The 20,456-nt window shown below is 42.4% G+C and carries 17 protein-coding genes; 12 read left to right on the forward strand and 5 right to left on the reverse strand.

Annotation, left to right across the window (positions count from 1 at the left end):
- Positions 1–128: 128 nt before the first annotated feature.
- Complete coding sequence (locus ABMQ40_RS12465) at positions 129–1,769, reverse strand: AraC family transcriptional regulator (protein WP_370900072.1); 1,641 nt, start codon at positions 1,767–1,769, stop codon at positions 129–131.
- A gap of 519 nt (positions 1,770–2,288) precedes the next feature.
- Between ABMQ40_RS12465 and ABMQ40_RS12470 the strand changes: the two genes are divergently transcribed.
- The gene (locus ABMQ40_RS12470) at positions 2,289–2,492 is read left to right on the forward strand and encodes a hypothetical protein (RefSeq protein WP_370900074.1); all 204 of its coding nucleotides are present in this window, start codon (positions 2,289–2,291) and stop codon (positions 2,490–2,492) included.
- A gap of 20 nt (positions 2,493–2,512) precedes the next feature.
- On the opposite strand, the gene ABMQ40_RS12475 is transcribed toward ABMQ40_RS12470, so the two are convergent.
- Together ABMQ40_RS12475 and ABMQ40_RS12480 are read right to left on the reverse strand one after the other, a co-directional pair.
- Complete coding sequence (locus ABMQ40_RS12475; RefSeq protein WP_370900076.1) at positions 2,513–4,354, reverse strand: chloride channel protein; 1,842 nt, start codon at positions 4,352–4,354, stop codon at positions 2,513–2,515.
- Between the two features lie 116 nt (positions 4,355–4,470).
- Positions 4,471–5,751: an NAD(P)/FAD-dependent oxidoreductase gene (locus ABMQ40_RS12480; RefSeq protein ID WP_370900078.1), complete on the reverse strand. Its 1,281-nt coding sequence runs from the start codon at positions 5,749–5,751 to the stop codon at positions 4,471–4,473.
- 125 nt (positions 5,752–5,876) lie between these two features.
- On the opposite strand from ABMQ40_RS12480, the gene ABMQ40_RS12485 reads away from it, so the two are divergent.
- The 11 genes from ABMQ40_RS12485 (at position 5,877) to ABMQ40_RS12535 (ending at position 17,839) form a co-directional block, all read left to right on the forward strand.
- The gene (locus tag ABMQ40_RS12485; protein WP_370900080.1) at positions 5,877–6,878 is read left to right on the forward strand and encodes an aldo/keto reductase; all 1,002 of its coding nucleotides are present in this window, start codon (positions 5,877–5,879) and stop codon (positions 6,876–6,878) included.
- A gap of 289 nt (positions 6,879–7,167) precedes the next feature.
- Positions 7,168–8,112 (forward strand): aldo/keto reductase, encoded by a 945-nt coding sequence (locus ABMQ40_RS12490; RefSeq protein ID WP_370900082.1) that lies wholly within the window; start codon positions 7,168–7,170, stop codon positions 8,110–8,112.
- A gap of 336 nt (positions 8,113–8,448) precedes the next feature.
- Positions 8,449–9,504 (forward strand): alpha/beta hydrolase, encoded by a 1,056-nt coding sequence (locus ABMQ40_RS12495; protein ID WP_370900084.1) that lies wholly within the window; start codon positions 8,449–8,451, stop codon positions 9,502–9,504.
- 262 nt (positions 9,505–9,766) lie between these two features.
- Complete coding sequence (locus ABMQ40_RS12500) at positions 9,767–11,308, forward strand: DHA2 family efflux MFS transporter permease subunit (protein ID WP_370900086.1); 1,542 nt, start codon at positions 9,767–9,769, stop codon at positions 11,306–11,308.
- 28 nt (positions 11,309–11,336) lie between these two features.
- Positions 11,337–12,518: an acetyl-CoA C-acyltransferase gene (locus tag ABMQ40_RS12505; protein WP_370900088.1), complete on the forward strand. Its 1,182-nt coding sequence runs from the start codon at positions 11,337–11,339 to the stop codon at positions 12,516–12,518.
- Positions 12,519–12,661: 143 nt separating this feature from the next.
- Positions 12,662–13,486 carry an oxidoreductase gene (locus ABMQ40_RS12510; protein ID WP_370900090.1) on the forward strand — a complete coding sequence of 275 codons (825 nt, stop codon included), beginning with the start codon at positions 12,662–12,664 and terminating at the stop codon, positions 13,484–13,486.
- A gap of 110 nt (positions 13,487–13,596) precedes the next feature.
- Complete coding sequence (locus ABMQ40_RS12515; protein ID WP_370900092.1) at positions 13,597–14,487, forward strand: helix-turn-helix domain-containing protein; 891 nt, start codon at positions 13,597–13,599, stop codon at positions 14,485–14,487.
- A 187-nt stretch (positions 14,488–14,674) separates the two neighbouring features.
- The gene (locus tag ABMQ40_RS12520; RefSeq protein WP_370900094.1) at positions 14,675–15,610 is read left to right on the forward strand and encodes an NADP-dependent oxidoreductase; all 936 of its coding nucleotides are present in this window, start codon (positions 14,675–14,677) and stop codon (positions 15,608–15,610) included.
- A 205-nt stretch (positions 15,611–15,815) separates the two neighbouring features.
- Positions 15,816–16,016 (forward strand): putative periplasmic lipoprotein, encoded by a 201-nt coding sequence (locus ABMQ40_RS12525; protein ID WP_370900096.1) that lies wholly within the window; start codon positions 15,816–15,818, stop codon positions 16,014–16,016.
- 29 nt (positions 16,017–16,045) lie between these two features.
- Entirely contained in the window at positions 16,046–16,825 is a 780-nt protein-coding gene (locus tag ABMQ40_RS12530) for a cyanophycinase (protein ID WP_370900098.1), read from the forward strand.
- Positions 16,826–16,963: 138 nt separating this feature from the next.
- Positions 16,964–17,839, forward strand: coding sequence for an SDR family oxidoreductase (locus tag ABMQ40_RS12535; protein WP_370900100.1), 876 nt, complete (start codon positions 16,964–16,966; stop codon positions 17,837–17,839).
- A gap of 73 nt (positions 17,840–17,912) precedes the next feature.
- Here ABMQ40_RS12535 and ABMQ40_RS12540 read toward each other — a convergent pair whose 3' ends face one another.
- Together ABMQ40_RS12540 and ABMQ40_RS12545 are read right to left on the reverse strand one after the other, a co-directional pair.
- Entirely contained in the window at positions 17,913–19,328 is a 1,416-nt protein-coding gene (locus tag ABMQ40_RS12540) for an aldehyde dehydrogenase family protein (protein ID WP_370900102.1), read from the reverse strand.
- A 248-nt stretch (positions 19,329–19,576) separates the two neighbouring features.
- Entirely contained in the window at positions 19,577–20,185 is a 609-nt protein-coding gene (locus ABMQ40_RS12545) for a DNA-3-methyladenine glycosylase (RefSeq protein ID WP_370900104.1), read from the reverse strand.
- Positions 20,186–20,456 lie beyond the last annotated feature (271 nt).

Below are 20,456 nucleotides of genomic sequence, written 5' to 3' on the forward strand. Positions count from 1 at the left end.
TGGTGGATCACAGGGCAGACCATTTTTGCCAACGGAGGATATACTACCAGATAAGCTGAATCATTCCGGACAGAATGCCGGAGAATAAATATACAATTGGCTGCCTCACATTGTGGAGCAGCCTCTTTTCATCTTTTATCAGCATCCATTGGATCATTACCTTCCTTCTTCAGCTGGTTGATAAAATACGAGGGAGAAACACCCGTCTCTTTTTTAAAGATCACCGCAAAAACCTCTCTGGATGAAAATCCGCATGCTTCGGCAAGATAGCTGATCTTATATTCCCTGTAGACAGGATTTTCATATAGCTTGTTGGTAATATAGCGGATGCGCAGACCATTAATGTAACTATTGAAACTCTTTCCTTTATGTTGTTTAATAATTTCCGAAAGATACCGGGTATTGGTGTTCAGGGCATTGGCCAGGCTGGTCAGCGTAAGATCTTTTTTAATGAATCTTTCGGATCTTTCAAATCTGGAAAGTTTACTGAGCAGGGAAAGAGAAGTATTTTCAGCCATGCTCAAAGGTGTTGTCACCCTGTCTGCGGCTTCGCTGCGGATATCCGACTGTAATGGAGAATTTTTTCTTTCCTTATTCAGGCTCCTGATTATGGATTGATATCTTTTGTGCAGCACGGTCTGATTCCTTTTCCATAAAAACCAGCTGCACAGCATTACAATAAGAAGAGCAGCAACGGCTATATAGACAATTCTGAGCATATTGCTCTTATGGACTTTCTCTTTTACCGTATTCATTTTTTTCACCGTAGAATTGGTTGTCTGCTTACCTACATAGCTTAAGCTGTCACTAAGATTGGTATACAATTCCATATATTTTATTGTAGAATCTTTATTTTTAAGACCTTCATAAGAATTGGTGGCTATTATATAAGCCAGAAGCCTGTCCCGTGGAGATTTTTGTTTTTGCTCGATCTCCAGGATTTCCCTGGCATAGCCTAAAGCCTTATCGTGTTTATTCTGTACGGAATAAAACTGACCCAAAGCGGCCAGTATAGGTAATTTATTGACATTAATACGGGTAAATTTCCGGGTATTGACAATTTTTAATGATTTTAAAAGATATTCTTCTGCAAGATCCAACCTCCGGGGTGTATAGTTCATGGTATAAAATATTCCGAGGTTCATGCTGATATAAGAGATCATATCATATTTTTGCTCAATCTCTTTTATATCCTCACTCTTGTCCGTCATCTGCTCAGCTTCATACAAACTTTTCTTCAGGCAGGAGAGGATGGTATCCTGGGATATTTTTTTAGGGATATAGTAGCCGGCAGCAAGTCCCTGATAAATAACCGACATATGATAATGCTTTTTATTCAGATTATTAAACTTGTTCACATATTGTATTGCCGTCTGTAATTCATTATAGGATTCATCAGAAAGTCCCAGCGCCGAAAATACCGTCGCTCTTTGTGTGTGCGCCACTGCAACGGACTCATAATCATTAACCCCTTTTGCCACATGCTCTACTTCATGAGTATATTCAATTGCCTTTTCCTCCGCTCCCAGACCGTGATAGATAAATATTAAATACTTTCCGCTTTCAATGATCCCTTTTTTATATTGGATGCTTTTGGAATTACTGTTTATTTTTAAAAATATATCCAGTGTTTCGGAAGGACTGCTAATATATATATTTTCCCCTCTGGCCAGTTCGTGATCAATACTTTTTGGAGTTATAACAGCCTGGGTGTAATAATAACCGAAAAACAAACATAGTGTAAGAATAATAATTTTTTTCAGGGTCATCTCATTGTTTTAGGCACAATTTTACCAATTATTTGTAAATGTAGCAGCTGATATATCGTAATAATTTCTGATATTATCACAGAACATTTTACATTTATATCGCTAACAGTCAAAGAATTTAACTATTGGAATGTACCAAAACAGCCACCGCTGATCATGGCCTTTTTACTGTTATGAACTCCTTTTCTCTCTGATACAGAACGGATTTTTCGAGGCAACATTGCCATAATATTATGAATCTATGAATTTGATCCGGGCAAAAATATACGGGTGACAGACCGACCTGCCGGAAACCTGTTACAATTGCAGAAATCATTACCGGCTTTGTTTTTACCGTCAGGTGGAAATCCATAAAATTGCCATACATAAATGATCAAAGAATTGATTTAATTTTTAAACTGCGGCTTTTTCCCTCATCAGGCATTAAAATCCTTCTTCAGTAAAAAATTTACAGGATCAGCCTAATTGAAGCTATGATCCAGATAAATGATAAAACACTAATTACCATTCAATATAAAAATGCACCAGAATCATTATGAAGAACTCATAGGGAAAACAATACCCGAAGCGACGAACTTTTTAAAAGGGCATAAGATTATAAAAATCCAGTCTGTGGAATACGTATGCATTCTTAAAAGCTATTTTTTCGGGCTGTTCAAAAAAAGGCTGTTTTTGTACTGTACCGATGATAAGGTGAAAGATTATTATCTGATCACCTATTGATTCTTATCTTAACGGAAACCCTAATCTGAATATTCTTTCAGAAGTTGCCGGTAGCTCATCAGGATGGAAGATTTTGAAATAAACCCTATGAATTGATTGCTATGATCGATCACCGGTAAATTCCATACCCCGGTATCATCAAAGACCTGAAGGATTTCCAAAGGCTGGTTTTCCGGGTAAATAACCGCCGGAGGAGCTTTCATGATCTGGCTGATGCTTTTAGGCATATCATTGTCCCCAAACAGATATGGGCGGATATCATCAAGGGTAAAAACCCCTCTGAGTATTTTCTTATCATCCACGACAGCGAAAATGTTCTTGTTACTTTGCTTTAAAAGATCAAATAATTCAGTAACTGTGGCGTTTTCATTAATCGTCAGGGAATATCTATCAATAAAGGCTTCTGTACGCAATGAAAACAAAATGTTCTTGTCATGTTTGTTGGTGAAAATTTTCCCCTGATCCGCCAGCGATTTAAGCTCGGGAGATATCGGAGAAAACCATTTTGCAATAAGGTAAGACATTACGGAAACAATCATCAGGGGAATGAAAAGATCATAACCGAAGCTCGATTCCGCTATGAGAAATATTGCCGTAAGCGGGGCATAGAGAACGCCGCTCATGGCTCCTGCCATACCTACAAGAACAAGATTGGTCACCGGAACCCCGGTAAACCCGATTTGCTGGCAGACTATGGCAAACAGATACCCTACCGTACCCCCGGCGAAAAGGGAAGGAGCAAAGTTCCCGCCGTTCCCGCCGCTGAAAATGGTAAAAGAAGTTGCAAATGCCTTTAAAAGACAAACAAGGACCAGGAATACAATGATCGTCCAGTCTTCAATTTTAAAATACCTGAAAAAACTGTTTTCAATAATAGAGTGGGTGTTGCCATTGGTAAAAGCCTTTACGGTATCATACCCCTCTCCGAACAGTGGAGGAAAAAGTACACAGAGCAATGACAAAACCGCTCCTCCGAACATGGCTTTCCGTAGCCTTGACATCTGAAGCCTCTTAATAAAGTGCTCAACCTTCCTGGAAATCACAACAAAATACCGTGCATACAAGCCTGTCACGATCCCCAGTATAAGATAATACGGAACATTCCGGTAATTGAAAGGCTCTCTGGTGTAAAACCTGAAAAGCACATCCTCCTGCAATAAGATCCTTGATAATAAGCTGCCACAGACAGCGGCAACGACCAACGGGATGAAATCCGTAAAAACCACACCCGTAAGCAATATCTCAAACGCGAACATCATCCCGGCAATCGGAGCATTGAATGCCGAAGCGATCCCTGCGGTAGCCCCGGCCGCCAGCAATAACGTGCGTTCCTTATAGCTTAAACGGTAGGTTTGTGCATAATTGGATCCGATGGCGGCCCCCGTAACGGCAATGGGGCTCTCCAGTCCGGCAGACCCACCAAGGCCCACCGTTATAGCACTCTGAACGATCTGTGAGTACATTTTAACCGAAGATACGATACTTGAATTCTGGGCGATCTCATAAAGAATAGCCCCGATCCCTTTCCTGTCCTGTCCCTTGAATAAAGTAAGAACAATACTCGTGGTGAGAACAATTCCCAGAAAAGGAAATATAATATAAAAGAGGATCTGATATTCAAAATGAATGCTGGTGATGAAATAGTGGATATTATGAACCAGTGTTTTCAGTAAAACACCGGCCAGTCCTGCCGTACATCCTACAATAATCCCCGAAAGCACAAGAAACTGGTTTCGGCTAAGCCTGTTGTTCAGCCAATGAAGAATAAGCTCATAGCTGCGTGCCTTTTCCAGCCCATACTTCTGAAAGTCTCTTTTAAACTTAAGAAAGCTCAGATACTTCCTTTTATTATGAATTTTCACTTACTGCAAGGATTTTTACTCAGATTATTTTAATCCGTAAAGTTATGAAATATATATCAGGAATCCTGAAATATGATCCGGTATGATTCAGCAGGGTTTGCTGTTTACCAGAACGGTTATGATTTCTCTGTACCGTTCCCGTTATTCCTTTTCGGCTGAAGGATCAGTCTGATAGAAGGGTTATTGGTGATGAACAGCCGCAACCAGTTCAGGGCCAGACGAATTTTATTACTGAATCCCACCAAAGGAATGATATGGATAAAGAGCCAGGTAAGCCATGCCAAAAACCCTTTAAAGGAAAACTTAGGCAGATCGACCACAGCCCGGAATTTTGAAATGATCGCCATGCTTCCCTTATTATTGTAATGGAACGGGATCAGCTCCCTGTGTTCCTCCATACGCTTAATATTCTTTGCTAAATTCCCGGCATGCTGTATAGCCACCTGGGCAAGCTGCGGGTGTCCTTTCGGGTATTTTTCGTCGGTAAGCTGGAGGGCAATATCACCCAAAGCAAATATATCTTCAGTTCCATGAACTCTGTTATAAGCATCTACAAGTATTCTCCTGCCTCGTCCGATGCTCTCCTCGGGAAGTCCGGGAACCTCACGCCCTATCACTCCGGAAGTCCAGATGAGGGTCTCTGTCTCAATCGATTTTCCATCTGATAAGATTACCTTTCCGTCAACATAATCCTTTACTGAAACATTAAGAAGAATCTTCACCCCCAGCTTTTTCAAAGTATCATAAGCCGCCTGCTGGGCCATTGTACTCATGGACGAAAGCAGGGCCGGCAAAGCGTCGATAAGGTATAAACCTGAAAGGCTGAGCCGGATCTCGGGGTATTCTTTTTCTGCAATGTATTTACCCATTTCCGCAATCATACCGGCCAGCTCCACTCCTGTGGGGCCGCCTCCCGCAATAACGATATTCTGTATTTTTTCAGCTGCCTTTATATCCTTGTTCCGTGCTGCTTCTTCCATGTTCAGCAGTATATAGTTCCGTAAATAAAGGGCCTCATCAATGTTTTTCATAGGAAGGGCACACTTCCGCACATTTTCCATCCCAAAGAAATTGGATTCTGTTCCCAAGGCAAGAACAAGATAGTCATAGCTCAAATCGCCCGTATCTGTTTCAATCGTCTTGGTTCCGGGATTTATCTTGAGAAGGCTTCCCATATGAAAACGGACATTCTTGTAATTTGAAAATAATTTCCGGAAAGGATAACTGATATTTGATGGCTCAATAAAAGAAGTTGCCACCTGGTAAAGAAGCGGCGGGAAAAAATGATAATTATTCTTATCTACCAGAGTAACCATGAATCTTTCATCATTTCTTAAAGATTTGACAAGGTTGATGCCTGCGAAGCCTCCGCCAACGATTACTATGTGTTTTTTCATATCTCTTAATTATTGAAGTGGTAATGTTTTACTTCAATAATAAGACCAAAGGAAGCTAATATAGTGTTAAAATATCTGCACGATGTTTGCTTCTCTATTTAATATCCAAATTAAAAATAAAAAATATGAGTACTGACATTCTAACAGAAAAACACAGACTGGGCCTGGGTGGAGTAGCCATTGGAACGGCCTTTGACGATCTTACGGATGGTGAATCTTATGAGGTGCTTCAAAAGGCTTGGGATCTGGGGATCAGATATTATGATACCTCGCCCTGGTACGGGCTTACAAAAAGCGAAAGAAGGTTCGGCAATTTCCTTCACGGGAAAAGCAGGGAAGAGTTTGTATTCTCCACCAAGGTAGGAAGGCTATTTGTGGAAGTTCCGGAATCTGAAGTTCCTCCTACCATGTGGAAAGCCCCGCTGAACTATGACTTTGAGCACAATTACACAGCTGATGCCGTAAAGCGTTCCATTGAAGAAAGCCTCGAAAGAACACGTCTTAATCATATAGATATTATTTATATCCATGACCTCTCCGAAGACCAGGTGGGAGATCGTTATCCTTATTTCCTGGAGCAGGCAAAAAAAGGAGCTTTTAAAGTATTGTCAGATTTACGGGATCAGGGAGTGATAAAAGCCTGGGGAATGGGAGTCAATAAAATAGAACCCATCCTGGATTGTATTGAAGCTGCTGATCCGGATATCTGTCTTTCTGCCACACAATATTCCATCCTGGATCATGAAGATGCCGTTGACAGGCTGCTTCCGGCTGTAAAGAAAGCCGGTGTGAAGCTGGTTTCCGGAGCAGGCTACAATTCTGGATTCATAGCCGGCAGAAACCGCTACAATTATGTGAATGTGATCCCGAAAGGAATGACAGAAAAGCGTGACCGTATTGCAGAAATTGCAAAAAATTATGGTACAGATATCGTTCATGCGGCACTTCAGTTCGTTCTTGCCGCAGAGGAGTTTGTGTCCATCATTCCCGGGGCCAGCAAGCCGCAGCAGGTAGAGGACAATGTAAGCGGGCTTAACGAAGCCATTCCTCCTGATTTCTGGAAAGAGCTAAAAGCTGAAGGCCTGATCTATGAAAAAGCCCCGACCCTGATGAAAAATAAACCGTAATTCCGGATATTTACCCGTTTAGATTCCGCTCCTGATTGAATTTTTGAAAACTTAAATCTTCCCAGCTTTATATCACAAATAAAGAAAAAACTGTATTGATTATTGGCCGAAGCCGTAAGTTTTTAAAATCACCCGGACGGATCACAGAAGCAATCAAAAAGAAGCGGGCAGCGGTAACAGAAAAACCCGGGTAAAAGGTAGCGCTTGTCTGCCGGATACCAGACAATAAAGATTTGACACATTTAAAAACAGTATGATACTCTGTTGAAAGATTAATAAAACTATATTTATGGAAAAAAGGAACATAAAAAACACTGATTTGCTTGTTGCTCCCATTAATTTTGGAGGCAATGTTTTTGGCTGGACCCTGGATGAAAAGCAGTCTTTTAATATACTGGACAAGTTCGCGGATGCAGGCTTTAATTTTATTGATACTGCAGACACCTATTCCTGGTGGGTGAACGGTAAAGGCGGACAATCTGAGGAAATTATCGGGAAATGGATACAGAGCCGCTCTAACAGGAATGATATGGTAATTGCTACTAAGGTAGGTTCCGAAACCAAGGAACATGGCTATGACATCAGCAAAAAACATATACTAAATTCCGTAGATGAGTCATTGCAAAGGCTAAAGACCGATCATATTGATCTTTACTATACCCATTTTGATGATCATAAAACCCCTGTGGAAGAAACCCTGGAGGCCTATGATGAAGTTATCAGGGCAGGAAAAGTTCGCTATATTGCAGCATCCAATCTGTCCCCCGAACGGTTGAAAGCATCCTTTGAAGCCGCTGAAAAGAATAACCTTCCCCGATATGTGGCTTTACAGCCTCATTATAACCTGATGGAAAGAGAAAATTTTGAAAAAAATTATGCTTCTTTGGTCAGGGAATATAATTTAAGCGTATTTCCTTACTGGTCTCTGGCGGCAGGCTTTTTAACAGGAAAATACCGTAATGAATCTGACCTGGCCAAAAGCCCGAGAGGTGAAGGAGCAAGGAAATACCTGAATGCCCGGGGAATGCTGGTATTGAAAGCTTTGGATACCCTCAGTGAAAAATATGACACCCAACCGGCTACCGTGGCATTGGCCTGGCTTCTGGCTAATCCGTTAATCACGGCACCTATTGTCAGCGCCACCAGCGAATCCCAGCTCGAAACTTTATTTGATGCGCCCGGCCTGGATCTAAGTACCGAAGATATTCAACTCCTGATGAAAGCTAGCAGCTAGCAATATAAAGTAAGGCGGGATATTTTTTATTCCGTCTTATTTATACTTCTTATTCCCAATGATACCTCAAAACCCTTTTAGAGATCACTCTGTTCAGCCCTGTCTTATTACAGAAAATTCTTCCTCTGCCAATTTGATCAGCTCTCGTACGGACTTTGTTTATCTTTTGCATGATTCCCGACACAGAAAACTGAAATCTTTCCGTTCAAAATATTAAATTACATATCAGGGAAAAAAGTACAATAAAAACGCAATTTTATACCTTTACTAAGGTTGCTTATGCGCCATATCTTTGTCTCATCAAAACAATGAAACAATATTTAAAATTAATCTATTATGAAAACAGCATTTTTAAAAGGTTTGGCACTATCAACAGTTGTATTTTTAAACCTAAACTCAAATCTTTCCGCACAACAGGCTAATATTCCGGCGGATCAGGACCCTAACATTTCAAGAGAGATCAGAGGCTTTCTGAAAGTTTTAAACAGTGGAAACGGAAAACCACTGGAGACATTACCTCCTAAAGACGCCAGAATGGTTCTGGTAAATGCCCAGAAATCCGTAAACTTCGACTATTCAGATATTGAGGAATCTGAAAGAACCATTACCGTGGACGGGCAAACCGTAAAAATTCATATCGTAAAACCCAAAGGAGCTAAGGCAGGCCTTCCGGTATTTATGTTCTTCCACGGCGGTGGCTGGGTATTGGGAGATTTTCCCACCCATAAAAGACTTGTAAGGGATCTTGTTGTAAATAGTGGTGCAGTAGCCGTTTTCCCGGATTATACACCTTCACCTGAAGCAAGGTATCCCGTTGCAATCAACCAGGCTTATGCCGCTACCAAATGGGTGGCAGAGTATGGGAAAGAAATAGGTGTAGACGGTTCCAGGCTGGCCGTTGCAGGAAATAGCGTGGGTGGTAATATGGCAGCCGTAGTTTCCCTAATGGCCAAAGATAAAAACGGACCTAAAATTTCCCAGCAGATCCTTCTATGGCCGGTAACTGACGCAGATTTCAGCAGAGCTTCCTATACCAGATTCGCACAGGAAAGATTCCTTACCACACCTCTGATGAAATGGATGTGGGATAACTACCTTCCTGATCTTAATGAACGTAAAAATAAATATGCATCTCCCGTACAGGCATCTTTGGAAGAATTAAAAGGATTGCCGCCTGCTTTGGTACAGGTTGCCGAAAATGATATCCTTCATGATGAGGGTGTAGCCTATGGCAGAAAGCTGGATGACGCGGGAGTGCCCACCACCATTACAGAATATAAAGGCTTTATTCATGATTACGGGATGCTCAATCCTTTAGCCAACATCCCCGCTGTGAAAGAATCTGTGCTGGATGCCGCAATAGTATTGAAAAAAGCGCTCTTTACGAAATAGTACCGGACTACCGGAATTTATAAATCTTATTCGCAAGGATAAGATTTTTTGCTGTTCAACAGTTTAAAACTATTAAGAATTTTCATAACATCTATATTTTAAATATACCGATCGGTATATTTTTTTATATATTTGCTGCTTCTAACAGATATGAATATGATTTATCTAATCCACAAGCCCGCCATGATCAAGGAGCTGATAGCTCTTAAAACAAATCTATTTTTTTACCCTTGAATATACCGATCGGTATAAAATAATCGACATGAACAGAATAATACTTATCATTACCGTAATATCAGCTGCCATTATGGAGCTTATCGATACTTCCATCGTTAATGTGGCGTTAAATTACATGAGTGGGAATCTTGGGGTGACCTTAGAAGATATTTCCTGGGTCGTAACTGCCTATGGTATTGCCAATGTGATCATCATTCCCATGACAAGCTTCCTTACCAATAACCTGGGACGAAGAAATTACTATATAGGTTCCATTATCCTTTTTACCTTTTGCTCTTTCATGTGCGGAAACTCCACCAATATCTGGGAACTGGTGACGTTCCGTTTCCTCCAGGGTATTGGCGGTGGTGCACTCCTTTCCGTTTCAGCCATGGTGGTTTATGAATGCTTTCCAAAAGAACAGCAGAATATTGCAAGCGCCTTATTCGGGATAGGAGTATTCATTGGCCCTACCATAGGTCCTACCTTAGGAGGCTATATTACAGACAACTTTTCCTGGAGATGGATCTTCTACATCAATATTCCCATAGGCTTATTAGCTACAATATTATGCTTCCGGCTGCTCCCTGAATCTCCAACCCGACAGATCATCAAAAAAATCGACTGGCTGGGAATTATTCTGCTGATCATAGGAGTGGGCTCATTGCAGACCGTACTGGAACGGGGTGAGATAGATGACTGGTTTGCGGCCCGGTATATCATATTCCTCAGCGTAGCTGCGGTTTTATCCCTTGCATTATTCATTTACTGGGAACTCATCACTCCTTATCCCGTGGTTAAGCTGTCCGTACTCAGGCATCCTTCGCTCAGCATTTCAGCTGTTCTTACCTTCATCACCGGGATCGGCATGTTTACCTCCATTTATCTTACCCCTGTTCTGGCGCAAAGGTTTCTGGGATTCAATCCTGCACAGGCAGGTTTATTATTACTGCCGGGTTCCATCATTGCAGTATTTGCCCTGATCATTACCGGTCGTTTGCTGCAAAAAGGAGTGCCTCCCGCATTCATTGTACTGCTGGGATTTTGCTGCTTCATTTATTTTAACTGGTCTATGTCCCGGGTAAACCTCCAGGTTTCATTTGCCACCATATCTATAAATCTCATATTCCGGGCCATAGGAATGGCATTGCTCACCGTACCTCTCGCCACGCTTGCTGTTTCTTCCTTAAAGGCAGAAGATATGCCGCAGGGAACGGCAATCAACAATATGATGCGGCAGCTGGGGGGCTCATTTGGCATATCCCTTATCAATACTTATATCGCCAGGAGAATAGCATTACACAGAACAGACCTGATCTCTAATCTGACTCCTGATAATCTACAGGCTATGAACAGGCTTCATACTTATACCACCGTATTTCAGAGCAAGGGCTTCGGCCTTCCCGAAGCCCGGCAAAAGGCAGTAGCGCTGATGGAGAAAATAGTTGTACAGCAATCATCATTTTTAAGCTATATAGACGCTTATATGATCATAGGACTGGCTTTTACCTTCGTATTGCCGTTACTGCTGTTCTTCATGAGAAAGAATAAAAACAAAAAAATGGTAATAGTATCGGCAGATCATTAATTATTAAAACTATCAATACATCAATAAAATGAAAGAAACATTTATCGTATCAGCAAAACGCACCCCGGTAGGAGGGTTCATGGGAAGCTTATCGGGATACACGGCCACACAGCTGGGTGCAGCCGCCATCCAGCAGGCATATGAAAGCATCTCCTTGGCTCCGGAATTCATAGACAGCATATATATGGGAAATGTTTTAAGTGCAGGATTGGGACAATCACCGGCAAGACAGGCCGCAATATTTGCCCGTATTCCTCAGGACAAGGATGCAACCACCATCAATAAAGTCTGTTCTTCAGGAATGAAAGCAACCGTGCTGGGGGCCCAACAGGTCCAGCTGGGCCTTGAAAATATCGTTGTAACAGGCGGTATGGAGAGCATGAGCAATGTTCCTCACTATGCTTTTTTAAGGAATGGAAAGAAACTGGGGGATACCGGCCTTACCGACGGGATGATAAAGGACGGCCTATGGGATGTGTACAATGATTTCCATATGGGAAGTGCCGCCGAACTGGGAGTGAAGAAATACGGACATACGCGGCAGGAACTGGATGACTTTGCCATCTTATCCTACCAGAAAGCGCAGAACGCAACCATCCGGGGTAAATTTAAAAATGAGCTCATCACCATGGAAAGCAATAAAGGCAAACAGGATTCCATTATAGACAAGGATGAAGATATCGACAAGCTCATTCCCGGAAAAATATCGCAGCTGAAACCAGCTTTTGAAAAGGATGGCCTGCTCACTGCCGCAAATTCCAGCAACCTGAATGATGGTGCCGCAGCATTAATCATCGCTTCAGAAGCGGCTCTGAAAAAACATCAGATAAAACCTCTCGCGAGGATTGTTTCCTATGCAGACAGCGCACAGGCCCCGGAATGGTTTACCACTTCACCTTCCCTGGCCATCCGGAAAGCCCTTGGCAATGCCGGCCTGCAACTTTCAGATATAGATTTTTTTGAAATCAATGAAGCATACTCTTCCGTAGTACTATCCAATCAGAAAATTCTGGGCTTTGATCTTGAAAAAACCAATGCATATGGCGGAGCTGTAGCAATCGGCCACCCGATAGGGGCTTCCGGTGCGAGGATTATTGTTACCCTTCTGAATGTATTGAAGCAGGAGAATGGAAGATACGGAATCGCAGCCATATGCAACGGTGGCGGCGGAGCTTCAGCAATCATCATTGAAAATTTGAAGACCCTGTAAAATCAGATGTACAGCCCGTTGACACAAATTTATAGATCTGCGTAAATATGTGCTATTATTCCGCTGAAATGGGCTAAACCTTAAGTTACTCCATAAAGTAACTTTGTTGTATCAAAATAAATATAACAATATAAAATAAGACAATGGCAAGAACAGTTTTTATTACAGGTGCATCGAGAGGTTTCGGGAAACTATGGGCAGAAGCTTTTCTAAAACGTGGTGACAGGGTAGCCGCATCGGCAAGGAATATTTCTGCATTAGACGATCTGGTGGAAGAATACGGAAACAGCATTCTTCCCGTTCAACTGGATGTCACTGAAAAGAATGAGGTAACCAAAGCCGTTGAAAAGGTAAAGCAGCATTTCGGCAGCATTGACATCCTGATCAACAATGCCGGTTACGGGCTTTTCGGAACGGTGGAAGAAACTACGGAAGAACAGGCAAGAGCCCAGATGGAGACCAATTTTTTCGGGCTGTTATGGGTGACACAGGCCGTACTCCCTGTGATGAGAGCCCAGAAAAGCGGCCATATCATCCAGGTTTCCAGTTTCCTGGGGCTTACCACATTACCCCTGCTGGGATTGTATAATGCATCTAAATTTGCCGTTGAAGGCCTTAGTGAAACCATCGCCTCAGAGGTGGCTCACCTGGGGATCAGATTCACTCTGATCGAACCAAACGGTTTTGCTACGGAATGGGCAGGAAGCTCGGCCATCCAGACCACCTCGGATATTGCTGATTATGATCCTGTACGGGAGGCATTTTCCGGAACTTCTGAAAATGCGGAAATATGGGGTAAACCTGAAGCAACGGTAGAGGCCATTCTAAAGGTTACAGACAGCCCGAATCCTCCGCAAAGACTATTGCTGGGCAAGATAGCCTATCACACGATGCATGATGTCTATACCAGACGCCTTAAAGATATCGAAGCCTGGCGGGAAGTAAGCATCGCAGCACATGGGCATTGATATTATTGCTATAAATACACGTGTATCTATTCATTTTAAGTTCATTTTAATGAGATCGGGCATATTCATAAGGTATGCCTGATTTGTTGTAATTTAGAAAAAATATTCCGATGAAACATTATAAAACCCTTACCGAGCTCCATTTGGGAAACGGATGGGAAGCGCCCCAGCATCCGCTTCTCGGTATGATCGGCTGCCAGTCTGCCTGCCCGCTGGGAAACCGGGAATTTACCACAGACTGCTATATCATTGCATTCAAAAAAATAAAATCCGGAGTTTTTATGTACGGACGTACTCCCTACGATCATGATAACGGATGCCTGTTTTTTGCCAGACCCAGACAAATTATAGAAATGAAAGACCTGGAATTTGAAGAAAAGGGATATATGCTGATGATCCATGAAGATTATCTCAATGGGCATGAGTTGCATAAAACCATCGGCCAATACGGCTTTTTTGATTATGAAGTCACAGAGGCGCTTCATCTTTCCCCCAGGGAAGAACAGATCATTTTGGAACTGCATGATAAAATCCGGAGCGAATATTTTAATAACCCTGATGAATACAGCCGTGAGATCATACTCAGCCATATTTCGTCCATCCTGAAATACGCTCAGCGTTTTTACAAAAGGCAATTTTTAGACCGTACACAGGTTACGGGCAAAACGATTTCCAGGTTTGATGAAGCATTAAGGCAGTATGTGAATGACGGCAACCTGGAAAGGAAAGGTTTGCCCAATGTTGCTTATCTTGCTGAACAGCTTGCCGTTTCGCCACGTTACCTCAGTGATCTGTTAAAGCAGGAAACCGGGAAAACGGCAATGGAGCTGATCCACATATTTCTGATCTCAGAAGCTAAAAACCTGCTCAGGCTGGGAGAAAAGGATGTCTCGGAAATTGCTTATGCGCTTGGGTTTGAAAACGCTTCCTATTTCACCCGTCTTTTCAAAAAGCAAACCGGTATGAAACCCCTTGAATTCAGGAAGACGAATTTGAATTAGTATTCATAAACGGTAACATTTCCTGCACGGCAGAGGATCTGTCTTTCATGAATTACGTAATTCTGTACCATTCTTCAGCTCAAACAGGTTATTTTTCAGCCCTGATTAGCACTAACTTTGTTCCATTATAAAACAAAACGGAAGCACTGAAAAGCTGAGAAATTTACATCAATAAAATAAAAACCATATGAAAGCAATCGTATTAAAAGCACCAGGAGGAGTGGAAAACCTTGAATACAGGGATCTCGAGAAGCCAGAGATCCGGGAAGGGGAAGTGCTGGTAAAAGCCAAAGCCCTGAGCATCAATCCGGTGGATGTTAAAAGCCGTTCGGAAAAAGGGGTTTACGGAAGAATTAAAGATGAATCGCCATTGATCCTAGGCTGGGATATTGCCGGCATTGTAGAAGAAAGCAAAAGCCCTTTGTTCAGGTCCGGAGACGAAGTTTTCGGGATGGTCAATTTTCCGGGACATGGGAAAGCTTATGCAGAATATGTGGCAGCTCCCGCAGACCAGCTGGTACTAAAGCCGGAAAACATTTCATTTGAGGAAGCCGCAGCAAGTACATTGGTGGCATTAACAGCCTGGCAGGCCCTGGTACATAACGCCAATGTCCGACAAGGACAGAAGGTCTTGATACACGCCGCATCCGGAGGGGTAGGACATATTGCGGTACAGATCGCAAAATATCTCGGAGCGGAAGTTACCGGAACATCTTCTTTGAAGAACAGGGATTTTGTACTGAGCCTGGGCACCGATCATCACATTGATTATCAACACTTCAACTGGTCTGAAGCTCCTAGGGAATTTGATTTTGTGCTGGATACGATTGGTGGAGACAATATTGACAATTCTCTGGAGGTCACCAAAGAGAACGGTACAATCATCAGCATCCCGAGCGGATTAAATGAAGAAGTAACAGAAAAAGCTGCTGCCAGAGGCGTAAAAGGCTATTTCATTCTCGTGCAATCCAGCGGTAAGGATATGGAACAAATAGCATCACTACTCGAAAAAGGAAATATAAAACCGTACGTTTCCAGGGTTTTTCCTTTTGAAAAAATGGGTGAAGCACACCTGGAGCAGGAAACCGGAAGAACGGTAGGAAAGATCGTTATCTCCCTCTAATTCATAGCAGGAATAGACTTCCAAAAACATTTTGATCCGCGATACTCCTGAAAGGGCCTGAATGATATCAGGCTCTTTTTTGTGTAAAACAGCTTCATCGACCGGTCAGTAATTTTAAGCAATTTTATCCGGTCATTATTGTGATTAAAGTCATAAGGTATCAATTATATACTGTATAAGTTTGAGATAATCAAATTACATTATTATGAAAAATATATTTTCTCTTTTTTTATTGATCTGCTTATTGACAGGCTGCACAAAGTCTGAAACACAGTACAGAGACCAGAATGACAAGAAAAGCACCGTGAACAACGCTTCTTCGGATACCATCCGGACCTTACCCGAGCTATCGGATACCCTGAACCTCGGTAAAGACAGTGCCAGAGTAACTACCGACAACGAATAGCCATGTATAATCACTTTAAAACAATTAGTATGGTTCCAAAAGGCAGGTTAATCATGATAGGCAGTGCACAGCCTGAAAATGCGGATAGCTCCCTGTGCAATATAGCTTCCCGTGAAGCTCTTAAGCTCCTGGTAAAGGAAAAGGACGATCGTATTGAAATCATAACGGCTTCATCATCAAAAGATCTTCAAAAGGAATACCATAAAGCGTTGACTGAAGTCGGGTATCATAATTTTGATTTCCTTTGTGTGGATATAGAGGAACATAAGTTACCGGATGAAAATCTTTATGCAAGGAGGCTTGCAAAAGCCCGCACCGTTTTTTTCGCGGGAGACCGGTCTGAAGTTTATACAGCTCTGAAGAATACTGCCATTACAGACTTTTTACGTAATAAGTATCTGCATGAAGATCATTTTACCTTGGCGGGAATAAATGCGGGAGCCATGTACATATCCGATATGATGATGAATGGCTTTAATTTGTTGCCAGGTCTCGGCTTTATAAACAATTGCATCGTAGACACCCAATTTGTTCACAGGACAAGATTCGAGAAGCTTGCCCATGCAGTTATACTGCATCGTGAATATCTGGGCGTAGGCCTGGGCGAAGGTACCGCTTTGATAATAGAGGAGGGCTACCGGGCATTTTGTAAGGGATCAGGGACCGTTATGGTAATTAACGCCAAAGACGTAAAAAAATATAACGTTGAATCAGTGAAAAAAGGCCGCTCCGTATATGTTAAAAATCTGAAAGGGCATATTCTGATCGACGGTTGTACCATCAATTTAAGCAATGGCCGTGTGGCATAAAACCGATCGCTGATTGAAATCATCATCCGGAAAAAATCCTATCCAGATCTTACTTCAGATTTGACTACGTAAAAAGTATATTTGGCTACATTTATTTTTGATAAATCAGAGAACTTTGTTCTATCAAAAAATAAAAGTATGAAAGTATTTGTTACAGGAGCCTCCGGATTTATCGGTTCTGCCGTGGTAAAAGAGCTGATCGGGGCAGGACATCAGGTAACCGGTCTGGCACGCTCCGAAAGTTCCGCCAAAGCTGTTTCAGATGCGGGAGCAGAAGTACTGATGGGAGATCTTGAAGATCTTGATGTCTTAAAGCAGGGTGCATCCCGGGCTGAAGGCGTCATCCATACGGCATTCATCCACGATTTTTCACAGTATGCAAAAGCAAATGATGCAGACAAAGCCGCAATCAGGGCAATGGGAGAGGTGCTGGCAGGAACACAGAAGCCATTTATAATCACTGCCGGGATCCTCGGACTTTCAAAAACGAACAGGCTGATCACCGAGGATGATCTGTCCAAAGATTCTCCGCGCAGCTCCGAGGCCACAGCAATGGAATTGGCTGAAAACGGCATCAATGCTTCTGTTATCCGTCTGCCTCCGTCCGTCCATGATAAAGGAGATAAAGGCTTCATCCCGTTCATAATCAGCCAGGCCCGTAAAAACGGAGTATCAGCCTATGTAGGTGAAGGAAATAACCACTGGCCGGCCGTACACCGCCTGGATGCGGCCAAACTGTTTCGTCTGGCAATGGAAAAAGCAGAAAGGGGAATGCGGTATAATGCAACAGGCGACCAGGGTATCCAGTTAAAAAGAATTGCAGAACTGATCGGTGAAAAGCTGGAATTGCCTGTACGATCCTTATCAGGGGAAGATGCTCAGAAGCATTTTGAATGGATGAGCGGTTTTATTGGAATTGACAGTCCTGCAAGCAGCCTCAAAACCCAGGAGCATTTAAACTGGAGACCTGCGCATATCGGCTTATTGGAGGACATGCAGGCGAACTATTTTTAATCCGAACAATACAATAAGATCAGGAAACACCTTCCTGATCTTATTTATATAAGACTATATTATATACTATGTATCAATTTATTATAACCTTAAGTTCAAGCATTTCTTCCAGTCCGTACACTCCGCCTTCTCTTCCGATCCCCGATTCCCTGAATCCTCCAAACGGGGCAAAAGGATCGTGATATAGCGTATTGATAAGGACTCTTCCTGCATTGATCTTCCTTGCAATCTTTTCGGCTCTTTCAGAATCTGAAGAACTTATATAAGCCTGTAGCCCATATACGGTATCATTGGCGATGCGGACAGCCTCTTCATCAGAGTTATAAGTAATGACCGACAATATGGGACCAAAGATCTCTTCCCGGGCAATGGTCATTTCAGGAGTTACCCTTGTGAAGACCGTAGGTTTTACAAAATAGCCTTTTTGCATATTTTCAGGCTTACCCAATCCTCCAACCAGCAATTCAGCCCCCTCATCGATGCCTGACCTGATATAATGCTGCATCCTGTCAAATTGCTTTTTATTGGCAAGCGGCCCTATCAATGTTTTTTCATCATGCGGATCTCCTATTCTCAATGATTCTACTTCCCTGATGAGCAGTTTTTTTATTTCAGGTAATAGTTTTGCAGGAACAATCAGACGGGACCCGGCTATACAGGCCTGCCCATTATTCATAAAGCATGCATTAACGGCCATAGGCACAGCTTTCTCCAGATCTGCATCATCTAATATAATGTTGGGGGATTTGCCGCTCAGCTCCAGAGTAAGCCTTTTCATCGTATCCGCAGAGCTCCGGGCAATGATCTTGCCCACCGCTGTAGAGCCCGTGAACAGTATTTTGGATACATCAGGATGCTTAGAGATCACGGGCCCAAGAACATCTCCCTTGCCCTGGACCATGTTGATTACGCCTTCCGGCAATCCTGCCTTTTCAAAACATTCCGCAAGGATCTGGCTTTGTATTGCACTTAATTCACTGGGCTTGATCACCGTTGTACATCCCGCAGCAATGGCAGCCGCCAGCTTAACACATATGGAGCCTGAATTTGAATTCCATGAAGTAAGAATTGCCGCTACGCCCACAGGAACCAAAGTAAGCAGGGAGGTCCCGACGGTACGGTCGAACTCAAAATCTTCCAGCACTTTTTTAAAGTTAAGAAAGATCTCTGCCGCATAGCGGTTAGACCATAAGGCTCTCTCCACGGTAGCCCCGTATTCATCTATAGTAGCCTGTTGCAAATCATCAATACGCTCCATAATCGAATCATGAAGATCCTGCAGGTACTGCATTCTCTGGACTTTTGTCGTTTGTGAGAATGAGGGCAGGGCTCTTTTTGCACTTTCAATGGCATCCAGAATATCCTGCTCGTTACCCAGCTGTACCATTCCCAATATCTCTTCATTAGCCGGGTTTACAATCATCATCGTTTCTTCACCCGTAGGGGTTACAAACTGTCCGCTGATAAAAATGTTGTTTATTGTTTTCATTTTCATTGATAACCGTTATTTAACAGTACAAATTTATCGGGCGGGCCGCATTGCCTGCTTGTCCCTAAAGCTCAATTTTATTTTGTTGAAAAGCTCACTTTTCTGTATATCAACCGTGAAGCTGCTTTTTCGGATTTGAATCTTCAGGCCTGGGTAACCTTGTTGGCCGTCTCTCCGTGCCAGGTATGGTACGGAATCTTAAATAGGTCAAAAGAACAGGCATAAAAGCAGTCCGGCTTATTTGAAAATCATTTACCGGGCTTATGTCTGCTTACATATTTATTATTCTTTACAAAAAACCGCCACGGCAGCAGGGCATCTTCCCGGGCATATGCAACTCCTATGCGGGGAGCCGCAACGATCTCATCGGGAGCATACCTGATGCCATGATCTTCGATCCAGATCTCATCCCCGGTTAATTCCTTTTTGTTGAAAGAATAATCAATACCCAAAGCTTTAGCCGCAGAACCCGGACCGGCTGTAATAGCTGCCTTATCAGCAGGCATGTTTCTTCTGAGTTCCATTATTTCTTTCCCGATCAATGGTTCTATCGCTCTTATCAAGACCGCATGAGGCTCATCGCGGACTGAAGTGACCACATTAAAAAGGTAATGGATACCATAACACAGATAGACATAAGATACGCCGCCATGGCTATACAGGGTTTCAGTCCGGTTGGTACGCCTGCCGCCATAGGCATGGGATGCTTTATCCTGTACACCAAAATAGGCTTCGGTTTCTACAATAATTCCTGCAGTGATCACATCGTTGATCGTGGTGAAAAGCACTTTTCCCAAGAGATCTCTGGCCAGGAAAATTACATCATTATTCTGATAATAGGGAAGTGGTAATTTCAAGTTTCTGGGGATTGTTTATGTTCTTTGAAAATATCTGTAATCAAGCAGGTAAAATTAATAAAATTAAAGGAGAAAGAATTTTCAGATAGACTTAATATTGATCATTTTACAAAAACCCGTTATGGTAATCATCAATTTTTTAAAGCGATGCTTAACCGGTTTAAATAATTTTAAAAATATTTTGATAGAAGCCAGTCTAATGACATGTGGAAAATATTCCATCCAGATTAATAGTTTTCCAATAGCATATTTTACTTCGATAAATGATTTC

The organism is Chryseobacterium gossypii, assembly GCF_041361455.1.
Taxonomy (GTDB): domain Bacteria; phylum Bacteroidota; class Bacteroidia; order Flavobacteriales; family Weeksellaceae; genus Chryseobacterium; species Chryseobacterium gossypii.

Coding starts and splice junctions, on each gene's coding strand:
- ABMQ40_RS12490 (WP_370900082.1), top strand. CDS start 7,168: ATGGAAAAAAGGAACATAAAAAACACTGATTTGCTTGTTGCTCCCATT.
- ABMQ40_RS12470 (WP_370900074.1), top strand. CDS start 2,289: ATGCACCAGAATCATTATGAAGAACTCATAGGGAAAACAATACCCGAA.
- ABMQ40_RS12485 (WP_370900080.1), top strand. CDS start 5,877: ATGAGTACTGACATTCTAACAGAAAAACACAGACTGGGCCTGGGTGGA.
- ABMQ40_RS12525 (WP_370900096.1), top strand. CDS start 15,816: ATGAAAAATATATTTTCTCTTTTTTTATTGATCTGCTTATTGACAGGC.
- ABMQ40_RS12500 (WP_370900086.1), top strand. CDS start 9,767: ATGAACAGAATAATACTTATCATTACCGTAATATCAGCTGCCATTATG.
- ABMQ40_RS12515 (WP_370900092.1), top strand. CDS start 13,597: ATGAAACATTATAAAACCCTTACCGAGCTCCATTTGGGAAACGGATGG.
- ABMQ40_RS12480 (WP_370900078.1), bottom strand. CDS start 5,751: ATGAAAAAACACATAGTAATCGTTGGCGGAGGCTTCGCAGGCATCAAC.
- ABMQ40_RS12510 (WP_370900090.1), top strand. CDS start 12,662: ATGGCAAGAACAGTTTTTATTACAGGTGCATCGAGAGGTTTCGGGAAA.
- ABMQ40_RS12495 (WP_370900084.1), top strand. CDS start 8,449: ATGAAAACAGCATTTTTAAAAGGTTTGGCACTATCAACAGTTGTATTT.
- ABMQ40_RS12540 (WP_370900102.1), bottom strand. CDS start 19,328: ATGAAAACAATAAACAACATTTTTATCAGCGGACAGTTTGTAACCCCT.
- ABMQ40_RS12535 (WP_370900100.1), top strand. CDS start 16,964: ATGAAAGTATTTGTTACAGGAGCCTCCGGATTTATCGGTTCTGCCGTG.
- ABMQ40_RS12505 (WP_370900088.1), top strand. CDS start 11,337: ATGAAAGAAACATTTATCGTATCAGCAAAACGCACCCCGGTAGGAGGG.
- ABMQ40_RS12530 (WP_370900098.1), top strand. CDS start 16,046: ATGGTTCCAAAAGGCAGGTTAATCATGATAGGCAGTGCACAGCCTGAA.
- ABMQ40_RS12465 (WP_370900072.1), bottom strand. CDS start 1,769: ATGACCCTGAAAAAAATTATTATTCTTACACTATGTTTGTTTTTCGGT.
- ABMQ40_RS12520 (WP_370900094.1), top strand. CDS start 14,675: ATGAAAGCAATCGTATTAAAAGCACCAGGAGGAGTGGAAAACCTTGAA.